This is a genomic window from Thermococcus sp. MAR1, from assembly GCF_012027305.1.
Lineage (GTDB): Archaea > Methanobacteriota_B > Thermococci > Thermococcales > Thermococcaceae > Thermococcus.
Window position 1 is genome coordinate 1,166,841 of the sequence record NZ_SNUF01000001.1, and the last position, 18,518, is coordinate 1,185,358.

13 protein-coding genes are annotated in these 18,518 nt (G+C 52.1%); 10 read left to right on the top strand and 3 right to left on the bottom strand.

The genetic code is table 11. The annotated features are described in order from the left end of the window. Window positions 1-173 precede the first annotated feature (173 nt). Window positions 174-2,942 carry a DEAD/DEAH box helicase gene (locus tag E3E25_RS06705; RefSeq protein ID WP_167892343.1) on the top strand — a complete coding sequence of 923 codons (2,769 nt, stop codon included), beginning with the start codon at window positions 174-176 and terminating at the stop codon, window positions 2,940-2,942. A 66-nt stretch (window positions 2,943-3,008) separates the two neighbouring features. Here E3E25_RS06705 and E3E25_RS06710 read toward each other — a convergent pair whose 3' ends face one another. Beyond that, a complete protein-coding gene (locus E3E25_RS06710; protein WP_167892344.1) occupies window positions 3,009-4,064 on the bottom strand; it encodes a M20/M25/M40 family metallo-hydrolase in 1,056 nt (351 codons plus the stop codon). 117 nt (window positions 4,065-4,181) lie between these two features. Between E3E25_RS06710 and E3E25_RS06715 the strand changes: the two genes are divergently transcribed. The 7 genes from E3E25_RS06715 (at window position 4,182) to E3E25_RS06745 (ending at window position 15,271) form a co-directional block, all read left to right on the top strand. Continuing rightward, on the top strand, window positions 4,182-5,792 hold the full coding sequence (locus E3E25_RS06715) for a cysteine protease (RefSeq protein WP_167892345.1): 1,611 nt from the start codon (window positions 4,182-4,184) through the stop codon (window positions 5,790-5,792). Next, window positions 5,792-6,409 carry a hypothetical protein gene (locus tag E3E25_RS06720; RefSeq protein ID WP_240910750.1) on the top strand — a complete coding sequence of 206 codons (618 nt, stop codon included), beginning with the start codon at window positions 5,792-5,794 and terminating at the stop codon, window positions 6,407-6,409. The genes E3E25_RS06715 and E3E25_RS06720 overlap by 1 nt, the downstream gene beginning before the upstream one ends. 2 nt (window positions 6,410-6,411) lie before the next feature. Continuing rightward, on the top strand, window positions 6,412-6,564 hold the full coding sequence (locus tag E3E25_RS06725; RefSeq protein WP_162840162.1) for a hypothetical protein: 153 nt from the start codon (window positions 6,412-6,414) through the stop codon (window positions 6,562-6,564). A 51-nt stretch (window positions 6,565-6,615) separates the two neighbouring features. Continuing rightward, window positions 6,616-11,790 (top strand): NosD domain-containing protein, encoded by a 5,175-nt coding sequence (locus E3E25_RS06730; RefSeq protein ID WP_167892346.1) that lies wholly within the window; start codon window positions 6,616-6,618, stop codon window positions 11,788-11,790. Window positions 11,791-11,903: 113 nt separating this feature from the next. Next, window positions 11,904-14,186: a tetratricopeptide repeat protein gene (locus tag E3E25_RS06735; RefSeq protein ID WP_370456656.1), complete on the top strand. Its 2,283-nt coding sequence runs from the start codon at window positions 11,904-11,906 to the stop codon at window positions 14,184-14,186. Between the two features lie 123 nt (window positions 14,187-14,309). Then, on the top strand, window positions 14,310-15,026 hold the full coding sequence (locus E3E25_RS06740; protein ID WP_167892347.1) for an MBL fold metallo-hydrolase: 717 nt from the start codon (window positions 14,310-14,312) through the stop codon (window positions 15,024-15,026). Then, on the top strand, window positions 15,026-15,271 hold the full coding sequence (locus E3E25_RS06745) for a DUF504 domain-containing protein (protein ID WP_167892348.1): 246 nt from the start codon (window positions 15,026-15,028) through the stop codon (window positions 15,269-15,271). The genes E3E25_RS06740 and E3E25_RS06745 overlap by 1 nt, the downstream gene beginning before the upstream one ends. Here the strand turns inward: E3E25_RS06745 and E3E25_RS06750 are convergent, their stop codons facing one another. Then, a complete protein-coding gene (locus E3E25_RS06750; RefSeq protein WP_167892349.1) occupies window positions 15,272-16,246 on the bottom strand; it encodes a DUF835 domain-containing protein in 975 nt (324 codons plus the stop codon). It abuts the gene before it with no gap. A 73-nt stretch (window positions 16,247-16,319) separates the two neighbouring features. Between E3E25_RS06750 and E3E25_RS06755 the strand changes: the two genes are divergently transcribed. Together E3E25_RS06755 and E3E25_RS06760 are read left to right on the top strand one after the other, a co-directional pair. Next, the gene (locus tag E3E25_RS06755) at window positions 16,320-17,078 is read left to right on the top strand and encodes a YchF/TatD family DNA exonuclease (protein ID WP_167892350.1); all 759 of its coding nucleotides are present in this window, start codon (window positions 16,320-16,322) and stop codon (window positions 17,076-17,078) included. A gap of 11 nt (window positions 17,079-17,089) precedes the next feature. After that, window positions 17,090-17,389 (top strand): DUF3216 domain-containing protein, encoded by a 300-nt coding sequence (locus E3E25_RS06760; RefSeq protein WP_167892351.1) that lies wholly within the window; start codon window positions 17,090-17,092, stop codon window positions 17,387-17,389. A gap of 2 nt (window positions 17,390-17,391) precedes the next feature. On the opposite strand, the gene dapA is transcribed toward E3E25_RS06760, so the two are convergent. Then, entirely contained in the window at window positions 17,392-18,273 is an 882-nt protein-coding gene (dapA, locus tag E3E25_RS06765; protein ID WP_240910751.1) for a 4-hydroxy-tetrahydrodipicolinate synthase, read from the bottom strand. Window positions 18,274-18,518 lie beyond the last annotated feature (245 nt).

Genomic DNA, 18,518 nt, shown 5'->3' on the forward strand with positions numbered 1-18,518 from the left:
TTTTCTTCAGCGGTACATTATCATCGGCTCAATGTGGTACACACTACCCACCAATGCTTTGCTCACATTTTGAGTTTTTCGGTTCCCGGAAAACACAATCAACGAAATGAAAACTCGACTTAACATTTTGGGGACACAGTAAAGTTCAAGAGGTGAAGATTCTTCCTTAAACCATGCACCCCCTCCTCAGGAAGGCCATCAGGGAACGCTTCGGGAAGCTCAACCGTCTCCAGCAGGATGCATTCAGGGAGATTAGCTCCGGGAAGAGCGTTCTGATCATAGCCCCAACCGGTTCGGGAAAGACAGAAGCGGCTGTTCTGCCCGTCTTCAATGAAATCCTTGAAGAGGGGCTTAAACCAATCTCGGCACTCTACATAGCACCGCTCAAGGCCCTTAACAGGGATTTGCTTGAGAGACTTCAATGGTGGGGGAAGAGGCTCGGGATAAGCGTCGAGGTGAGGCACGGCGACACCTCGGCCTACAGGAAGGCGAAGCAGGTGAAGAACCCTCCTCAAATGCTTATAATTACCCCTGAAACGCTGGGCGTGATTCTGACGGTTAAGTCGCTCAGGAAACATCTTGAGAACGTCAAGTTCGTGATTGTTGACGAGATAGCCGAACTCGTGGACAACAAACGCGGTGCCCAGCTCCTCCTCGGCCTTGAGCGGTTGGCCGAGATAGCGGACTTCAGGAGGATAGGCATGACGGCAACGGTAGGCAACGAGGAGGAGGTGAGGGAGTGGCTGAAAGCTGATACTATAGTGAAGCCGAGCTGGAGGAAGAACTACCGCTTCCGCGTGCTCTATCCATCTCCTACTAAAGATGACATGAAACTCGCCCGGGAGCTGAGCCTCTCTCCGGAGATAGCGGCGCGTTTGAGGCTCCTCTGGGAGATAGTTGAGGAGCACGGAAGGGCGCTCATATTCACCAACACGCGCCAGTTCGCGGAGATTCTGGCGCACCGCCTCAAGGCCTGGGGAAAACCGGTTGAAGTCCACCACGGCTCGCTTTCGAGGGAAGCCAGAATTAAGGCGGAGAAAGCTTTGAAAGAGGGCAGAATCAAAGCCTTAATCTGCACGTCCTCGATGGAGCTTGGCATAGACATAGGTGACGTGGACGTCGTGATCCAGTACATGAGCCCCCGCCAGGTGAACAGGCTCGTCCAGCGCGTCGGTCGGGCCAAGCACCGCATAGGTGAGGTCAGCGAGGGCTACATCATAACCTCCAACGTCGAGGACTACATCCAGAGCCTCGTCATAGCGAAGCACGCCCTCGAAGGCCGCTTTGAGGCGGTCGAGCCGATGGGCGGCCTTGATGTTCTGGCCCACTTCATCGTCGGCCTGCTCATTGAGTACAAGAAACTCCCGCGCGAGAGGCCCTACGAGATAGCGAGGCGGGCCTACGTTTACAGGGATTTGAGCTGGAGCGATTACCTCGACGTTCTCCGCGTTTTGGAGGATGCCCGGCTGATAGGCTACGACGAGGAGAAAAACCTTCTCTACCTGAGGAGGGGGGCCTTCCAGTACTACTACGAGAACCTCTCGACGATACCGGACGAGGTCTCGTGGAGGGTCTTCGATGCTGGAAGCGGGCACGTCATAGGTCGCTTAGACGAGAGCTTTATCATGGATCTGGAGGAGGGCATGGACTTCGTGATGTCCGGCAAAAGCTGGATAGTGCTCAAAATAGACGACGAGGCAAGGCTTTTGAAGGTTCGCGAGAGCAAGAGCCTGGAGAGCGCGATACCGAGCTGGGAGGGCGAGATGATCCCCGTTCCCTTCAGCGTTGCCCTCGATGTCGGCCGGCTGAAGAGGAAGCTGGCTTTCGACTTCGAGAAGGGGCTCAAGCTTCTGGAGGGGGTCGAGTTCAGCGAGGTGGAGCTGAGGAGGGCCTTTGGGGAAATCAGGGACGAGCCATTCTCAACCGACCGCGACATCGTCGTCGAGAGCACGCCGAAAGCCTTAATCATCCACGCCGATTTCGGGAACAGGGCCAACGAGGCTCTGGGGAGATTAGTTCACTCGCTCCTGATTCTGCGCTACGGCAGGGTCTTTTCGGTCCGCTCGCAGGGCCACGCGATAGTCTTCAAGACCCCGTTCCAGCTGAACCCCGAGGAGGTGAAGGGCTACCTCTACCGGGAGCCCGAAACTCTGGAGTTCATAGTTTCCCGCGCGCTGAGGGACTCGCACGCATATCGCTGGAGAATGCTGAACGTGGCGAAGCGCTTTGGCGCCCTTAGAAGGGACGCGAAGATAAGGAGAATCGAGAGGCTCTTCGAGGGGACGGTTATTGAGCGAGAAACCCTCAACGAGCTTTACCACGACAAGGTGGACGTGAGGAAGGGGAAGCTGGTCCTTGAGATGCTCAAGAGAGGTTCGCTCAGGGTGAAGACCGAGCTTAGGAGGGAGCCTTCGACTCTGGCTAAGCTCAACATGACCGTCGGCGGCGAGTTCCTGCTCTCCGGCGTCCTGGAGAGGGACGAGATACTTGAACTGTTCAGGGAGAGATTGCTCGACCACGAGGTCATTTTAGTTTGCACCAACTGCGGCTGGCACGCGAAGACGAGGGCGATTAGACTGCAGAACGTGGACCTGAGGCAGTGCCCTCGCTGCGGCTCAAAGATGCTCGCCGTTGCCCACCCTATCGACGCGGAAGAGTTTCTTCCCGTTCTGGAGAAAGTTCGCCACGGGAGGCCGCTGGAGCGGAAAGAGGAGAGAACCTACAGGAAGCTGTTGAAAGCCGCTGATCTGGTGGATTCCTATGGCTTTGAGGCTGTTTTAGCGTTAGCCAGCTACGGGACGGGGCCAGACACCGCCGCCAGAATTCTTGCACAGTACAAGGGAGATGCCTTAATCGTAGCCCTCATGGAGCGGGAGAGGCAGTTCATAAGGACGAGGCGCTTCTGGGTGGACAAGAAGGAGGAAAAGGAGAGCGAGGAATAACCCCCACCAGTAACTGGCGGAGGGTCTTGCTTAAAAAACCTTGGCTCAAAAAGGGAAAAGTAAAGCTCACTCGCCCTTCCCGTAAATCTCGTTCAGCGCCTTCAGAAACTCGCTGGCAGTAACGACGTCCCTCACGTCGATGTGCTCGTTCTTCGTGTGCGATATGTCGAGGTTGCCCGGCCCGAAGACTATGGTTCTGGTTCCGTTGTACATGAAGTTTATGGCATCGGTCCAGCTCCTCATTCCGCCGAACTCGTCTATGTCGGTAACTTCCATCGCCTTTTTGGCGAGCTGAACTATCTCTTCGTCCGGCTCAAGCTCGTAGCCGTCCCATATTTCGGTGTACTCGTATTTGAGAGTATACTCGTCGAATATCGGGTCGAGCAGGTCGAGTATGTCCTCGACTTCCTGGTCGGGCAAAAGCCTCGCCTCAAGCCGGCCCTTGCAGAGAGCGGGGATTAGATAAACCGGGTTCTCGCAGATTAGTTCCTGTATGCCTATGTGGGGGTCGAAGTATTTCCCCTTGGCCTTAAACGGCTCAAGTTTTTTCATCTCCTCCAGCATCTTGTAGGTCTCCTCTATAGCATTAAGGCCGCTCTCCGGACAGGCGCCATGAGCTTCTTTGCCGTCCACCTCAAAGTAGGCCTCGATGTTGCCGGCGTGGGCGATGTGCACCTCCAAATCCGTGGGCTCAAGGACAACGGCCATCTTCGGCTTGTACCGCTCCATGAAGAGCGCAGAACCCCTGCCGCCGTGCTCCTCGTCGCTGACGAAGACTATGCCGACGTTGAGCTCCTTCCCTTCTCTGCGGAGGTTCTCAAGCATGAGGAGTATAGCAGCGGCGCCGCCTTTGATGTCGCTCGCACCGGTTCCGTAGACTATGTTGCCCCTCACGAAGGGCTGGGCTCTAATCGGTATGGTATCAACGTGAACCTCGTAGAAGAGCTCGGCATCTGGATTAACCACTAGGTCTATTATCTGCCCGTCGCTCTCGATGTGAACGTCGTAGTCGAGTTTATGCAAAAACTCCATGATGTGGAGCATGATTCTGTCTTCCTGGCCAGACGGAGACGGTATCTTCAAAAGTTGAAGGAGTATCTCCTTGGCTCTCTCGGTCTTCATTTGGGTCACCTAACAATTGGTTTTCCCGATTCCTTATAAACCCGCCCCCGGGTTTGAAGGCTTTTCTCAAACCCAGGGGCTAAGTATTTCGAGGCCTATTCTTAAACGGGTGGTTCCATGAATCCGCGAGTTGCAGGTTCGGTTATACTCGCCCTCCTGCTCGTGGTTTCCATGGTCGGCTATACCGGAGCCTTCGGGAAGGGGGGAGAGGGAAAGCTGGAGTACAAGGTCTACTCGAAGGAGCAGGTAATGTCTGCAGTCTACAAGGCATACGGTAACCCGGAGCTCGGCTTCTGGGTGGCAAAGGTGGTAATAAGGAACACGGGCGACGGAGCGCTGAAAAACATAAAGATCAGGTACTCCATAGACAACTACGCCCCCGAAACTGCGAGAAGCTATCCCGTTCTCGTTCCCGGCGGGACGATAGTTGACCTCTACTACCCCATTCTATCAAGCGAGGTGACCAAGCTCACGATGCCAACGCCTTCAAACCTCAGGATAACCGTAGAGTACGAGGCGAACGGCGAAAGAAAAACCGAGGAGATAACCAGGCCGATTCAGATACTCGGAATCCACGACTTCGTGTTCTCTTCTCTTCCTCCAGAGGAGAGCACGGGCAGTTTCTACGACACCTTCAGCAACGCCCCGCTCATAGCGGCGTGGGTAACTACCACAGACCCCGTTGTGAGGGAATTTGCCGATATGGGAAACAGGCTGGCCGGGGGTGCGGGGGCAAGCTTGAGCGACGATGAGGCGATAAAAAGCCTCAGCGGAATATGGGCTTTGGCCCTTATGAACGGCTTTTCCTACAAAACGGAGCCGAACTCCTACTGGACTGCCAAAGCGGCCCAGCACGTTATGTATCCGAGGGACGTCATAAGGGACAAGAGCGGAACCTGTCTCGACCTGGCGATATGGTTCGCAACGCTTGCGACAACCCAGGGGCTGAAGAGCTACGTCGTCTTCATACCAGGGCATGCGTTTCCCCTCATCGAACTGCCGAGCGGAGCTTTGATTCCTGTTGAGGCCACGGTAATAAACGAGGGAGTTTCCTTCCAGGAGGCAATTCAAGCTGGAATCCAAACCTGGCAGGAAGCTATGCAGGGGCCGTACATCATAGTGGACGTGGCTGAGATGCAATCCAATGGAATAGTCCCGCCCGAGCTCCCGGAGCTTCCAGCGGACGTTCTTACCAGGTGGGGAATAAGCCTACAGACCGGCGGTACCGGTGGTGGAGTCGGAGGAACTAGCGGTGGAAATGAAGGCAACGGTGGAGGGGCTGGAGAAACGGGCGGAGGAACAGGGAACACGGGAGAGTGGAACACTTACCATGGGAACTACTTCTCCTTTGATTACCCGGCCAGCTGGGACGCTCCTGAAGACTATGGGGGCTACGTCTATCTGCTCAGCCCCGACACAGAATTCGAGTTCATCGTTCTATATTCGCAGGGGGCAAGCGTTGAGGACATGGTCAGGGCATTCGAGGACAGCGTGGCAGATGCCGAGATGACCATCAAGGAGAGACAGGAAACGCAGGCAAGCATAGCCGGGATAACAGCGTATACCGTCCTCTACACGATTGACACTGGCTACGGAGATTACTCGGCGGTTGCGAGGTACTTTACAGCGGGTGGAGTCGGCTTCGCCGTCGTTTACGACTTCCCAGCCGGCAAAAACGAGTACAACCAGCTGGGAGAATACATGGTAAGCACCTTTAAGCTGGGGTGATGGGGATGAGGAAGTTGATAGTCTTTTTCCTCCTGATACTGTTGCCGTTAACGGTCGCCCAGGAGATAAAGATAGTGGAGTACAAGATAGACGGTACTATGAGGGTTAGCGTTGACGAAAGCGGGAACGCCAAGGTCGAGGAAACCTGGAAGTTCACCCCAAACCTCTACCTTCAGATGAAGCAGGCCTACCCGACAACGTACATGCTCAAGAGGGAGTTCGAGAACAAGAGGAGCGACGTGGAGTATGAGGACATGAAGATTGAGTGGGACGACACGAACAACCAGATAAGGGCAACGTACACGCTCCTCGGCTTTGCAGTCAACAAAGGTTCTTACTGGGAGGTAAAAATGGGGAACGACCTCACCCTTTCAACGCAGACTGGAAATACCCTTGTTCTAACAGCCGTTCAGCCACTCTTCAACGGCCAGGGGAGGCTGATAGAGACGATAACGGTAACTTTACCCAGAGATGCAAAGAACGTCCGCTTCGAAAACGGCGCCATAAAGTACGAGCTTCCCTACAAAGAAAGCGGCAAAAATCCAATCTTCCTCGGGCTTGCGGGGATAGCTTTGGTGGGACTCGTGCTCCTCAACGTCCCCCTGAAGAGGGGTTGAAAATGCTCAGGGAGATCAAGAAGGAGCTCGTGGAGTACATAAGCAGAAACACGGGTATCGATAAGGAAACGGTAGTTAGAGTCCTCCGCGCGGAGGAGGCTTTCTTTGTTCTCCAGCTTGAGAAGGCCCTTGGAGAGAACGGGAGGAATGAGTAATGTTCCCTTTCGTTATTTCAATCCATTCCCGCTCCTAAAGGGGGGAGGGGTATGAGAAGGTTGGAGGCTTTTGTCATTGGAATGCTCCTTGTATTTAGCATTATGGGAACGTTTTACCCTGTGAAGGGAGAGCAACAGTGCACGCCCGATAACCCGTGCTACATAACCCAGTGCACCATGATAACCCAGAGTGGCTACTACAAACTCGCAAACGACATAGTCGTGAACGATGTCAGCCAGCTTATACCAGTCAACTTTGACAACGAGGGAAACAACGCGGGTTTATCCTGCATAGCCATCTACTCAGAAGGCGTAATAATAGACGGGAACGGGAGGGCGGTAACTCTAAAAATCCCCATGGAAGAAAGACCTCCCCTGGCCCTCTCGGCGGTCTATGTTGAAGGCTTCGAGACCTTCGCAATGGAAGAGGAGATAAGAAACCTCGTGATAGACGGCTGGGACGTAGGGGTGGACACGGGGGTAAGTGGACTCCGCTATACCGTTGAGGACATAATGAACCCAAGCCTGGAGGTGGTCTACTCCAACCACTACGTTACGTTCGGTATACTCCCCGGGAAGAAGACGAACTTCCTCCTGTACAACAACACCATAAGAAACACGATAGTTGGCATCGCAATAGCCGGGCCGGTTGTATCGGACCCAGGGATAGTGGAAGGGGACTTCTTCGGGTATTTAAGGGATGCCCTGCCAACCTTCTCAGGTCTCGTGGAGAACACCTTCGAGGACAACGTTATAAGTGTACATATCTATGGTGTAACAGCGGGAGGCAATGTTACGGTCCCGTTTCTCATAGCCAATAACACTGTGAGAAGGTCATACCTGGGCATCTATATATTAACTTCCGTTCCGGCAGTTAGGGAAGTGGGTTATTTCGATAAGCTCCCAATGGCAGTAGGACCAACGCTCGTAAACAACGAAATAGTGAACAACACGCAGGGAGTGACTATAGTAGCATCAAAGAGGGTCGGGTTCATAAACAACTCGGTGAGGAACAACAGGTTTGGAGTAGTTGTCCTCGGAGAGATGAACATATCTAGGATTATCCTCGAAGCCAGGGAACATGAGGGGATACTCGGGTGTGATATGGACTGTCTCTCTGACTACTGGATCGGCATTACCTCAAACGTAACAATTTCAGGAAACGAGATAACCAACAACACGTGGGGAATAGCAATATCAACGGCGGAGAACCTGACCATCTCGGGCAACTTAATAGCTGACAACAGGGATACCTATGAGGAAGTGCCCTACACCCTGCCAAACGGAAAGGAAGTAGAAGCCTATGCAATTCCCAGCTTCCCCCTCCACGGCATAGGGCTTTACCTCCACAACGTCTCCAACTCATTGATAGAGAACAACGAGCTCTTCGGGAACGGTATCGGACCACTCACTCTGGAGTATTTCCCCTTCTGCGAGTCCTGCGAGTATATAGCTGACATGGCCAGAAACCACGCCCCCCTCGGCTATATCGGGGCTTTAATAGACATCGAAGGTGAGAACAACACGATCAGGGAAAACTACATCCACGATAACGCTGGAATTGGTATCTACCTCCGCTCCAGGGATGAGCTAGAGAAAAACGTTCTCGTTAACGATTACATCTCCACGATTGGCACTGACGGCTACTTTACGGATTTTGAGGTAAAGGAAACGACCGTGAACGGAAGGCCTGTGCTGATGGTGAAGAATGCGAAAGACGTCCTCATAAACAATGCAGGCCAGGTGTTTGTGGTTAACTCAAGCAACGTTAGGATTGAGGGGCTGGAGTTTCAGAATTCCAGGGCAACGCCTGTTATTGTGTCAGGTTCCTCGGACGTTGAGATAATGGGAATAAATGCTAAAGAGCTTGAGAGCATCGCCGGAATCTACGTCCAGGATTCAAGTGGAGTCAGAATAACGGAGAGCAGCTTTAACGGGAACTATTACGCCTCTATTGGGGTTAAGGGTTCGAAGGATGTCCTAATTGAGGGCAACAGGTTCTCGGAGAACTTTGGGATTCCGGTGCTTGCCAGTGGGGTTGAGGGACTTGATATTAGTAACAACGAAATGTCCTCTTCAGGTGGAGGAATTGTTGCTCTCAACATCGAAAACGGCAGAATAACTAAGAACGAGATAAGCGATGCGGTAATGAGAAAAAGGCTCCTCGGATGGAGCGGCGAATACTATTACGACCCGGTCTTCGGTTACTACTTCTATGCAGTGCCAGTCTTTGAGCGTCCTTACCCCTGGCTCCCCGGGATAAACGTAGGATACTCGCCGATTGCTACGATAGCGGTCAACGGTACCGGGATGGAGATAACGAGCAACGAGATTCTCGAAAACGAGCTTGCAGGAATACACGTCTGGAACGGTAAAAATGTAAAAATTACCAGCAACAGGGTTGAAAACAACTCCCGTGGGGGAGTTATCCTTGGACTCCCCGTCAGGACGGGAAAGAACATCAGGGTTGAGAAGGTTATAGTCAGGGGGAACACCTTCGTCAACAACGGTCTCTCCATCACTGGGGATTACGGCTCAACCTTCATCGACAGACTTCTCATACCAGAGGTGCCGCTGGTGAGGAACATAAGGGTCGAGGACAACACCGTTAACGGCAGGCCTTTGGTTTACCTCGAAAACGAAGAGGGAGTGGAGATAAGCAACGCGGGTCAGGTAATAGCCGTTAACAGCACGTTCACCGTTAAAGGCCTTGACGTTGCCTTCACAGACCTGCCACTTTTGGCCATAGATTCAAGGGTCACCATCGAGGACTCAAGCTTTCAAGGACGCTGGGGAGTGGCAATCCTGAGGTCGAACGCATCAATCAAAAACACCCGCGTGGAGCACGGCGCGGAGTGGGTGTATTATTCCTACCAGGATCCCGTCTCAGAAAAAATCGTCAACGAGAGCACACCGCTATTGTCGTTTGGCTTCCATCTGGTGTACTCGAACGCGACTTTACTCGACGTCGATGTTGTCTCAAAGGTGGAGAGCAACTCCTCCATGACGGGTATAGACGTCTACGCAGAACCCACAAGGCTCTATTCGCCCGTCTCGGTGAAGATTTCGGGGGCAAAGGTGGAGAACGAGCTCACGGGAATTGACGTAACTGCTCAGGACGTTGAAGTTCTTTACTCAGAGGTCAAAAACTCTAACACCGCCATAAACGTCAAAGCCTACGGTAAAGCCACAATAAAGGGCAACTGGATAAGCAATGCCACCTGGGGACTGTGCATCTCGCCGAGCAAACACGAGAAGGTCATCATAGCGGAGAACATTATCCACAACGTTGAAGAGGCAGGGATAAACATTGGGGGCAAAGATGACCTCAGCAGCTTCAATGTAACGGGCAACGAGGTTAGAAATTCGAAGTACGGCCTCTTAGTGACGGTTCCCTACCAGGGCATGGGGGACGGGGTTATCTCGAACAACCTCTTTGCGGAGAACTACTACGGGCTGACTCTGGGAGCAAGGAGCATAGAGAATGTCGAACTTCACACCAACTGGCTGGTTAACAACACATACGGCCTGACGATAAACGCTGAGAAATCTGAAGAAGTGACGGTTTATAACAACTACTTTGACAACTACCGGGACGTTTACATGTCCCACACTCTGGGTGGCGTTTCCTTCAATACAACGGTAAGGCCGGGAAGAAACATCGTCGGGGGACCTTTAATAGGGGGCAACTACTGGGAGAGATACCACGGAACCGATGAGAACTTCGACGGAATAGGGGACGAGCCGTACCAAATAGCCTATGGCACCTACGACTATCTGCCCCTGATAAAGTTCAAACCAGAGCCTATAGGTGGAGAGTTCCCGATAATCATTAACGAGCCCGGCTATTACAGGCTTGAAACCGACGGGGAGAACCTCTCGATGGAATACGCGGTACTCATAAACGCGAGCAACGTCCTCCTCGATGGAGGAAACCACACGCTGAGCGGGAAAGAATTGGCGCTCTACGGGGTGAAGGTGGAGAGCGTAGAAAACGTCACGGTGGTGAACCTCAACCTGAAGGGCTGGCTTTTGGCGGGAATTTACGCGGAAAACACAGCCAAGATCAGGATTTCCGGAAACACCGTAACCGGGAACACCGCTGAGGGGGTAGACGTCAGAAACTCACGGGGAGCTGAAGTTTCATACAACACCATTAAAGACCTCACCGGGGACGGCGTTTACCTGAAGGACACCGTAAACTCCTCAATTTCGCACAACACCCTGGAGAACGCCAAGGGCTCAGGGGTGGAGCTCGACACTGGCTCGGCTGGAAACCTCGTGTGGGGGAACTCGATAAGTTCCAGCGGTGTTGGTATCTACCTGAGACCTGGAAGCAGAAGCAATGTAATCTTTTCAAACTTGGTTATCAACAACAGCCTTGGAGTCTACGTTAGCAACTCCAAGTTCAACTTGATCTACAACAACTACTTCGACAACGCAAGGAACGTTAAGGTTCTTGGCAACGTTACCAACCACTGGAACGTCACGAAAAGGGAAGGCAAGAACATCCTCGGTGGCAATTTACTCGGCGGAAACTACTGGAGCGAGCTTAAGGACTGCGAGGACAAGAACTTAGACGGCTTCTGCGACGTTCCCTACGTCATAGATGACAACAACGTTGACTATCTGCCCCTAACGGTGTCGTCTGATACGAAGCCGCCGGAAGTTGAGATAATCTCTCCGGAGAACACGACCTACTACCAGAACGTCACAGAAATCAAAGTTAGGGCAAGTGACGATCACGTGGTTGAAAAGGTCATGGCATTGGTTGACGGCTCAACGTGGATCACCCTAGAATTCGATGGCGAGTACTACACGGCAAAAATAACCCTGGGAGAGGGACATCACGCCATAGAAGTTTATGCGTATGATGCCGCTGGAAACGTCAACTCAACTGGGGTTGAGTTCACCGTGGTGGTCAAAACCGCCAGCAGTTGGCAGGGAACGGCTCAGGTGTCGTTCGTAGCTCTGACCTACATATACTACCAGTGGTACCACAGGACGCTTGAGGAATTCAACGTCCTGTACAACAGCTCTGCCCAGAACCTCGACAACGAGACCCTCGCAAGGATAAAAGACCTCCTTGTCCTCGCGAAGAAAGAGTACCTCTGGGTTGAAGAGCACTGTCCAAATCTAACTGCAGCGGACGTTAGGGCCTTCATACACATGCGAAAGGCGTATATATACATCAAAAAAGCCCTTGAGCTCCTTGGGGCTCCATAAAACCCTGTTTTTTTATTTTGTCTCATTGGCACAGTTTGTCTGGCACTGCTTGGTTATTTGCCAAGGTAGAATACGATGAATATAAAAATGTGCTGTGCTTAACTTGGAGTCAGGTGTTGCTCGTGAACGCCTCCAGTCTAATTAAGTTACTGTCCAACGAGACCAACCTTGAGATACTCTCCGTCCTCAGATCCGGCTCATTTAATCCGCGAGAGCTTGCCCGAATACTGGGAAGGGATGAAACAGACGTCTCAAGGCGTTTAAGGGCGATGGAGAGAGCTGGTCTCGTCGAGGGCAGGTGGGTCCGGATTAGGGGGAAAAACGTCAAGGTATATTCCCTCAAGGTTGATGGAATTGAGATAAGGTTTGAGCCGGGGGAGGTACTCATCAGCACTTCAAAGGGAGACCGATACGAGGTTCCCCTATTGGAGAGCAGGCATCCCCTTGTTGATATATTCGTTGGGCGGGAAAAAGAAATTGACCTAATCACCTCCTCCGAGAAGAGCGTTATAGTAATCTACGGAATAGCTGGGATTGGAAAAACAGCCCTGGCGGCGAAGCTTTTTAGTGATGCATTCTGGTACCAGATGAGTGAAGGAGATAGTCTTGACTACTTTGCCTGGCAGGTTGGGCTGTTCCTTAACTCTCTCGGCTATGATGCCCTTCTCGAGTATTTAAGAGCCGGAGGGAGGGAAGAGAGGGACATCTTTGAGCTGCTCCTTGATGGGGTTGAGAAAAGCTCGGCAAAGATCGTTATTGATGACCTCCACAAATGCAGGGATGAGAGGATACTCCACCTGCTTGCATTCCTCTCCGAGAAGCTCGATAAGGGGAAGCTGGTGGTGACCTCAAGGGAGAAACCAAACCTTGGTTTGAATGCCCTCTACATACGTCTATCCGGCCTAAGCCTGAAGGAGGCGTATTCACTGATAAAAGCCAAAGGCATCAACGTAAGCTCTGAGGAGTTTGCTGAGATATACCAGGTAACGTTTGGTCACCCCCTCGCCCTGACTCTTTTTTCTGAAGCCTACGATGTGGGAAAGGAGTTCAAACGAGAGAGCTTCTTTGATTTTATCCTGAGCGAGGTTTATGAAAAGCTAAGGGAAAACGAGAGACTCTTGCTTCAGATCATGTCTCTTTTTGATGAACCCCTTGAATACGACGAAATAAGGGCACTCTACGATAAAAGAAACGTTTTTTCTGTCCTGCATTCCCTCCTGAACAAGGGGCTCATCGAGAGAAGGGGGAACCTTTATTTCGTCCACGACCTCATCAGGGGCTTTTTGAGTGAAGTTAGGGAGGTTGATGAGGCTAAACTTTACTCAAAGTACATAGGGTTTCTCCTGGAGAAGAACAACGCCAGGGACTTTTTGAAGGCCTTCAAGTACGCGGTAAAGCTCAAGGATGATGAGATCATCAAAAGGCTCGTTGAGCTGAGGTTGAGAAAATTCAAGCGGATCATCCAGGATTTCCCCGATGCCTATCTGAACGTCCTATCCACCATAAAAGACAACCCCTACGTTAAGGAGGAGCTCGCCAACATTTACTTCCAAAAGGGCTTCTTCGAGAAGGCCCTCAGACTGTGGCTTGAAATCAAGGACGAACTGGAAGGGATTCACAAAGCCGATGTGCTGAGCTCTTTGGTGGATGTTTACACAGAGCTCAACAAGCTTGATGAAAGCAAAAAATATCTCAAAGAGCTTGAAAAGATGAAAGAGAGCATGAACGACGCGGAGGTTGACTTCTGGTACTTTGTGGAGCTCACCAAGCTGAACTTCTACCTTGGAAAGCCTGAAGAGGCCCTCAAAAGTGCCTTCAATGAGCTGAAGGTCGTTAGAAAACTCGGAGCTTTTCCCGAGTTTGAAAGCCTCGTTCTCCTCCACATGGGGGACATACACGTTGAGCTGGAACGGTACAGGGAGAGCCTGAAGTACTACTCTCAAGCTTTAGAGCTCGCAAGGGCGTACAGCCTGTCCTTCATGGAGCATCTCACGCTCTTCGAGCTCTCCAAGGCATATTACCTCCTTGGGGACTATAAGAAGGCTGTTGAGCATGCCGCGGGGGCAGGAGACTATTTCTTAAGGGTTAGGAACTATCGGAGGGCCGTTGATGCTCTCGCTTACAGGTGTTTCTCATATATTGCCCTTGGAGAGCTCGAAAGGGCCCAAAACGATGCGAGGGAAATGATAAGAATCGCCCAGAGCACCGGCTATCCACTTGGGTGGGCAGGGTACATAGCTTTAGCTGCAGTTGAAAACCTCAGAGGTGGAAACTTCAAAGAATATCTCAACATCGGAAGGGAAAAACTAAAGGAATACCCAAGACTCTATGGGGCGGTTCTTAAAGAGCTCGAAAGGGTTTTTGAAGTCTCAAAGATACTTCCGCAGGAGGGTTAGTCTTTTTAATATGGAACTTTGAGGATATACACCAGGGGCGATGAAGAGTTTAACCCCTCCCGATGGGGTTTGTTCCCCGTATGAGGAAGCGGTCCCCCCTCGAGCCCCTTTGGAGGTGAAAGTGTGAGGATAAGCTCCATTGAGGAGTTTCCGCGGGAGCTGGTTCCGGTTGAGATTCCGCCACACACGGTCATGCTCCGGGGCATAGGCTGGGACTCCAACGTTTACCTCGTTAAGGACGGTAGCGAAGCGCTCATAGTCGATACAGGCACCGGCGTTAACTGGCACGTTTACACTGAAATCTGGGAGAGGGAAGGTTACCTCAACGGCGTTGAGAAGGTCACGATATTCAACACCCACGAACACTTCGACCACGTTGGTGGAAACTCCGTCCTGAAGGACTGGCTGGAGGGGAAGGGGATAAAAGTTCTCTTCGCGGCTCACGAGGTCACGGCAAAAACTCTGGAGAAGGGAGACGACTACGTGATTCTGGCCTATTCCTACGGGAGGAAGTTCGAGCCTGGAAAGGTTGATATCCATCTAAAAGATGGGGAGATCCTCAGGATAGGCTCACTGGGGCTGGAGCTGATCCACACGCCCGGCCACACCGCGGGAAGCTCGTGCCTTTACCTTAATGACGAGGTTAAGCTCATGTTCACAGGGGATACGGTATTCAAGGGGACCGTTGGCAGGACGGATTTGCCAACCGGAAACGGCTGGAAGCTCCAGGAGAGCCTCGAGAGGCTCAGGGATTACGATGTTGACTTCGGCCTTCCGGGGCACGGTTGGGTCATAAAGGACTGGAGAAAGAACATCGACGAAATCCTGGGGTGGCTCTAATGCGGAAGGGCTCTGTGAAGGAGGTTCTGGCAAAGATAAAGTATGACCCGCGGGAGAATGAGAGCGACTACTACATAGTCATCGAGCACCGCGGAGCTTATGGCGATGTCAAGAAAATCCCCGTCGAAATGATAGAGCTCGGGCACGGCTATTTCTTTGTCGGGGAGGCTCAGATACCGTACCATCGGATTTTGAAGGTCGTTAGAAAGGATGGGAAGGTAATATGGGAGACAAGAAAGCTCTAATCAGGAAACCTGCCTGAGCTCCGAGGTTAGGAGCGCCCACTCGCGAGGACTGAACGCGTCCTTAACTGCCGTGGCCAGGATGTAGCCGTCGTAGAGGAGGGCACAGTCCTTCAGGTAAAGCACTACATCCATCATGCTCCTGAAACCAAGTTCAAGTGCAAAGTAGCCGAGATTCTGAAGGAAAACAGCGGCCCTCTCATCCCGCTCGGAGGTTTCTCTCAGAAACCTGCAGAATTTTTTCTTGAGAATTGGAATCTCATCCGGCCGGATGGAACCATCGACCTCGGTCTTGGTCACCCAGATTACTTTGATATCAGAGCCATCAAATACCTCAAGGAACTTCTCTGGCTTTTCTCTAATCGCGGCTGAAAGACGAACACCGCTATGGATTAGGTCTATGAGGAAGTACTTGGCCTTCAGCTCATCGGTGAAGAGGTATCCACCAGGCTCAAGCTTTTCAGGGATTATCTCTTTCTCCTCAAGGGAGAGTATAAGCTCGTACATTTTTCTAATTGCTGTGTAGTGCTCCTCCTCCATTGCGGCCAGGTTGAGCGCGAATGCCCTTGTGTCTTCGTCCCTGGCGACCTTGGCCAGAAGTTCGTAGGTTTTCTTGGCGAACAACTCGCTTTCCATGCAGTACTTGAGGGCCGATATGTAGTCCTCGACGCTCTCGAACTCCGGATAGAACGGAGCCACCTCCACGGGGGGAGCCTCAACCTTCACCGGCTCCTCGTTGGGGTACATCTTCTTGAAGAGACCGTACAGCCAGTCATGATGGCCCTTGCTGTCCTCGCTCATTTTGATGAACAGCGCCTTAACGCTGGCTCTCTTGGCCTTTTCGGCGAGTTTGGCATAGTACTTCGCCTCTTCTTCCTCGTTGAAGATGGCGTAGCTTAAAAGCTCCTTCGGAGACTTATTCCTAAGCGCCTCCACTATCTCGTGCATACTGATCGTTGGGATATTTTCGTTTTCCATGATATTTTGACCTCCGTTGAATAATCACCCAAACAACGGAAAAGCTTTTCTATCCAGCCATGAAGCGAGAAACATGCTTGATGCCCATGCACATTTCGAGTTTTACAAAAAGGACGCACCGCGTATGATAGAGGAGTGCAGAGAAAAGCTGACTGCCGTTGTGGACTCCATAACCGAGTACCGCAAAGCCCACGTCTGGAAGAGCTGGGAAATGTTGAAACCATACTTCGGATTCATCTTCCCTACCCTTGGCTATCATCCGAACGAGGCTCGGCGCGGCAACTGGGAGAAGGTGAAGAAGGTTGAGGAATTCATCCTGGCCCGCAGGGACGAGATAGTGGCAATAGGCGAGATAGGGCTGGACTACCACTACGCGGAAAACGAAACTCAGAGGGAGAACCAGAGGAAAATTTTCCTGCATTTCCTGGGGCTCGCCGCTGAACTCAACCTCCCCGTGGTGATACACGCCAGAGAGGCCGAAAGGGAGGCCTTCGAACTCGTCCAGAGAGTTGGAGTTGAGGCTTACTTCCACTCCTTCGCGGGGAGCGTCGAGCTGGCCAGGGAGATAGCAGAAAACGGGCACCCCATCGGGATAAACACCGGAATAGTCTTCATTCCCGAAGTAAGGGCGGTTGCAGAGGCCCTGGAAATCGAAAACATGCTGGTGGAAACTGACGCGCCCTACATGAGCCCGGTAAAGGGGCGGAGGAACACTCCATGCAACGTCCAAGTTGCCATTGAGGAGGTGGCAAAGCTTAAAGGAATCGACTTCGAGGAAGTCGAGAGTATAACCGAAAGGAACGCCGTGAGCTTCTTCGGTTTGAAGCTCTAGGAGGTGTTGAGATGGACGTTCCTGAGATTGGAGAACTGAGGGAGCTGTGCGAGAAACTCGGAGAAACGAGCCTTGTCGGGAGGATAGACTCATTCGTGGCACTCAACGAGGGACTTGAGAGCAAGAAGGGGAAGGAGTTCATAGAGGTCTCCCTTCTCGGCTTCGCGGAGGGCATCCTCGTGAGCCTGATGAGAAAGTATCCGGAGAACAAAAAGGTGAGCGAGCTCTTGGAAAGGGTCAGCGAAAGGAGGGCCGAGCTCGACGCCAAATTCAGGAAGCCAAAGCCGCCGATCTTTGAAAACATGGAGTAAAATTAGAGCGCTCCTACTTCCGTGAGGGTTTTCCTTATCTCTTCGACGGCATCTTTTTCTAGGGGTAGCGACGGGAGCCTTGGCTTTCCTGCGTTCCAGCCCCTAAGCTCCATGGCTGCCTTTATGGCACTAATCTGGCTGTATCTCTTCACGACGACCTCGTTGACGAGATTTATCTTGAGCTGGAGCTCCCTCGCCTTCCGGTGGTCTTTCTCTTTAAATGCCCTGTAGAGTTCGGCGCAGAACTCTGGAACGACGTTGGCGACGGCCACGACGGCGCCGTGCGCCCCAATGACCCACGAGGGATACATAACGTCGGCAGTTCCCGCGAGGACAGTAAATTTATCCCCCATGCGTCTCAGGAGCTCTGCTATTCTTCCCATGTTCGCGCTCGAATCCTTTATGCCGATTACGTTTGAATGCTCTTCGGCAAGCCTTTCGATAACGTCCAGCGGGATGTTGATTCCAGTGAATTTTGGGACGTTGTAGAGGAGTATCTCGCCGTCGAGCTTGTCGGCAAGCAGTGAATAGTGCGCATAAAGCTCCTCTGGAGAAGGCTTGAAGTAGTAGGGAGGGCCAATGAGAAGGGCATTTGCACCGAGGTCAAGGAGGGCCTTTCCAAGGCGCAGTGTTTCTCGAGTTGAATTTTCAGTTGCACCCCCTATCACGGGAAGGGAGGCCTCATCCAGGACAACCTCAACAAGCCAAAGCTTCTCCTCGAAGCTCAGGTACGGAAACTCACCGTTGCTCCCCAGCGTCACGAGGCCGCTGAGGCCGGCATCCTCGAAGCGGTGAACCAGCTCCCTCAGGGCTTCTTCGTTTATGTTCCCATCTTCACCGAAGGGGGTGACGTGCGGAACGAAGAGTCCCCTCAGCATAGGCATCGTAGGGTTTGGGGCCCCACTGGAATTAAAGGTTGTGGTATCGAACCCACGTTTCCTGATATGGGCACTTGAATACATTTTTAGGTGCACCATTGGGCAATTTATTGCCCAAAAATGGATAAAACAGGTCTAATTGGAACATCTCTAAGAACTTGGATAACACCCAAAGATTATTATACGATGAACGCGTTACTTATGGCAATAATATCGTAACTGGTGAGAGGAGACGACCGTTTGAAGTTTGT

What these genes read in the sequence shown, in the direction of transcription:
- dapA (WP_240910751.1), bottom strand. Translation starts at nt 18,273, where the DNA reads ATGCCTATGCTGAGGGGACTCTTCGTTCCGCACGTCACCCCCTTCGGT.
- E3E25_RS06715 (WP_167892345.1), top strand. Translation starts at nt 4,182, where the DNA reads ATGAATCCGCGAGTTGCAGGTTCGGTTATACTCGCCCTCCTGCTCGTG.
- E3E25_RS06755 (WP_167892350.1), top strand. Translation starts at nt 16,320, where the DNA reads ATGCTTGATGCCCATGCACATTTCGAGTTTTACAAAAAGGACGCACCG.
- E3E25_RS06760 (WP_167892351.1), top strand. Translation starts at nt 17,090, where the DNA reads ATGGACGTTCCTGAGATTGGAGAACTGAGGGAGCTGTGCGAGAAACTC.
- E3E25_RS06750 (WP_167892349.1), bottom strand. Translation starts at nt 16,246, where the DNA reads ATGGAAAACGAAAATATCCCAACGATCAGTATGCACGAGATAGTGGAG.
- E3E25_RS06720 (WP_240910750.1), top strand. Translation starts at nt 5,792, where the DNA reads ATGGGGATGAGGAAGTTGATAGTCTTTTTCCTCCTGATACTGTTGCCG.
- E3E25_RS06730 (WP_167892346.1), top strand. Translation starts at nt 6,616, where the DNA reads ATGAGAAGGTTGGAGGCTTTTGTCATTGGAATGCTCCTTGTATTTAGC.
- E3E25_RS06710 (WP_167892344.1), bottom strand. Translation starts at nt 4,064, where the DNA reads ATGAAGACCGAGAGAGCCAAGGAGATACTCCTTCAACTTTTGAAGATA.
- E3E25_RS06705 (WP_167892343.1), top strand. Translation starts at nt 174, where the DNA reads ATGCACCCCCTCCTCAGGAAGGCCATCAGGGAACGCTTCGGGAAGCTC.
- E3E25_RS06725 (WP_162840162.1), top strand. Translation starts at nt 6,412, where the DNA reads ATGCTCAGGGAGATCAAGAAGGAGCTCGTGGAGTACATAAGCAGAAAC.
- E3E25_RS06745 (WP_167892348.1), top strand. Translation starts at nt 15,026, where the DNA reads ATGCGGAAGGGCTCTGTGAAGGAGGTTCTGGCAAAGATAAAGTATGAC.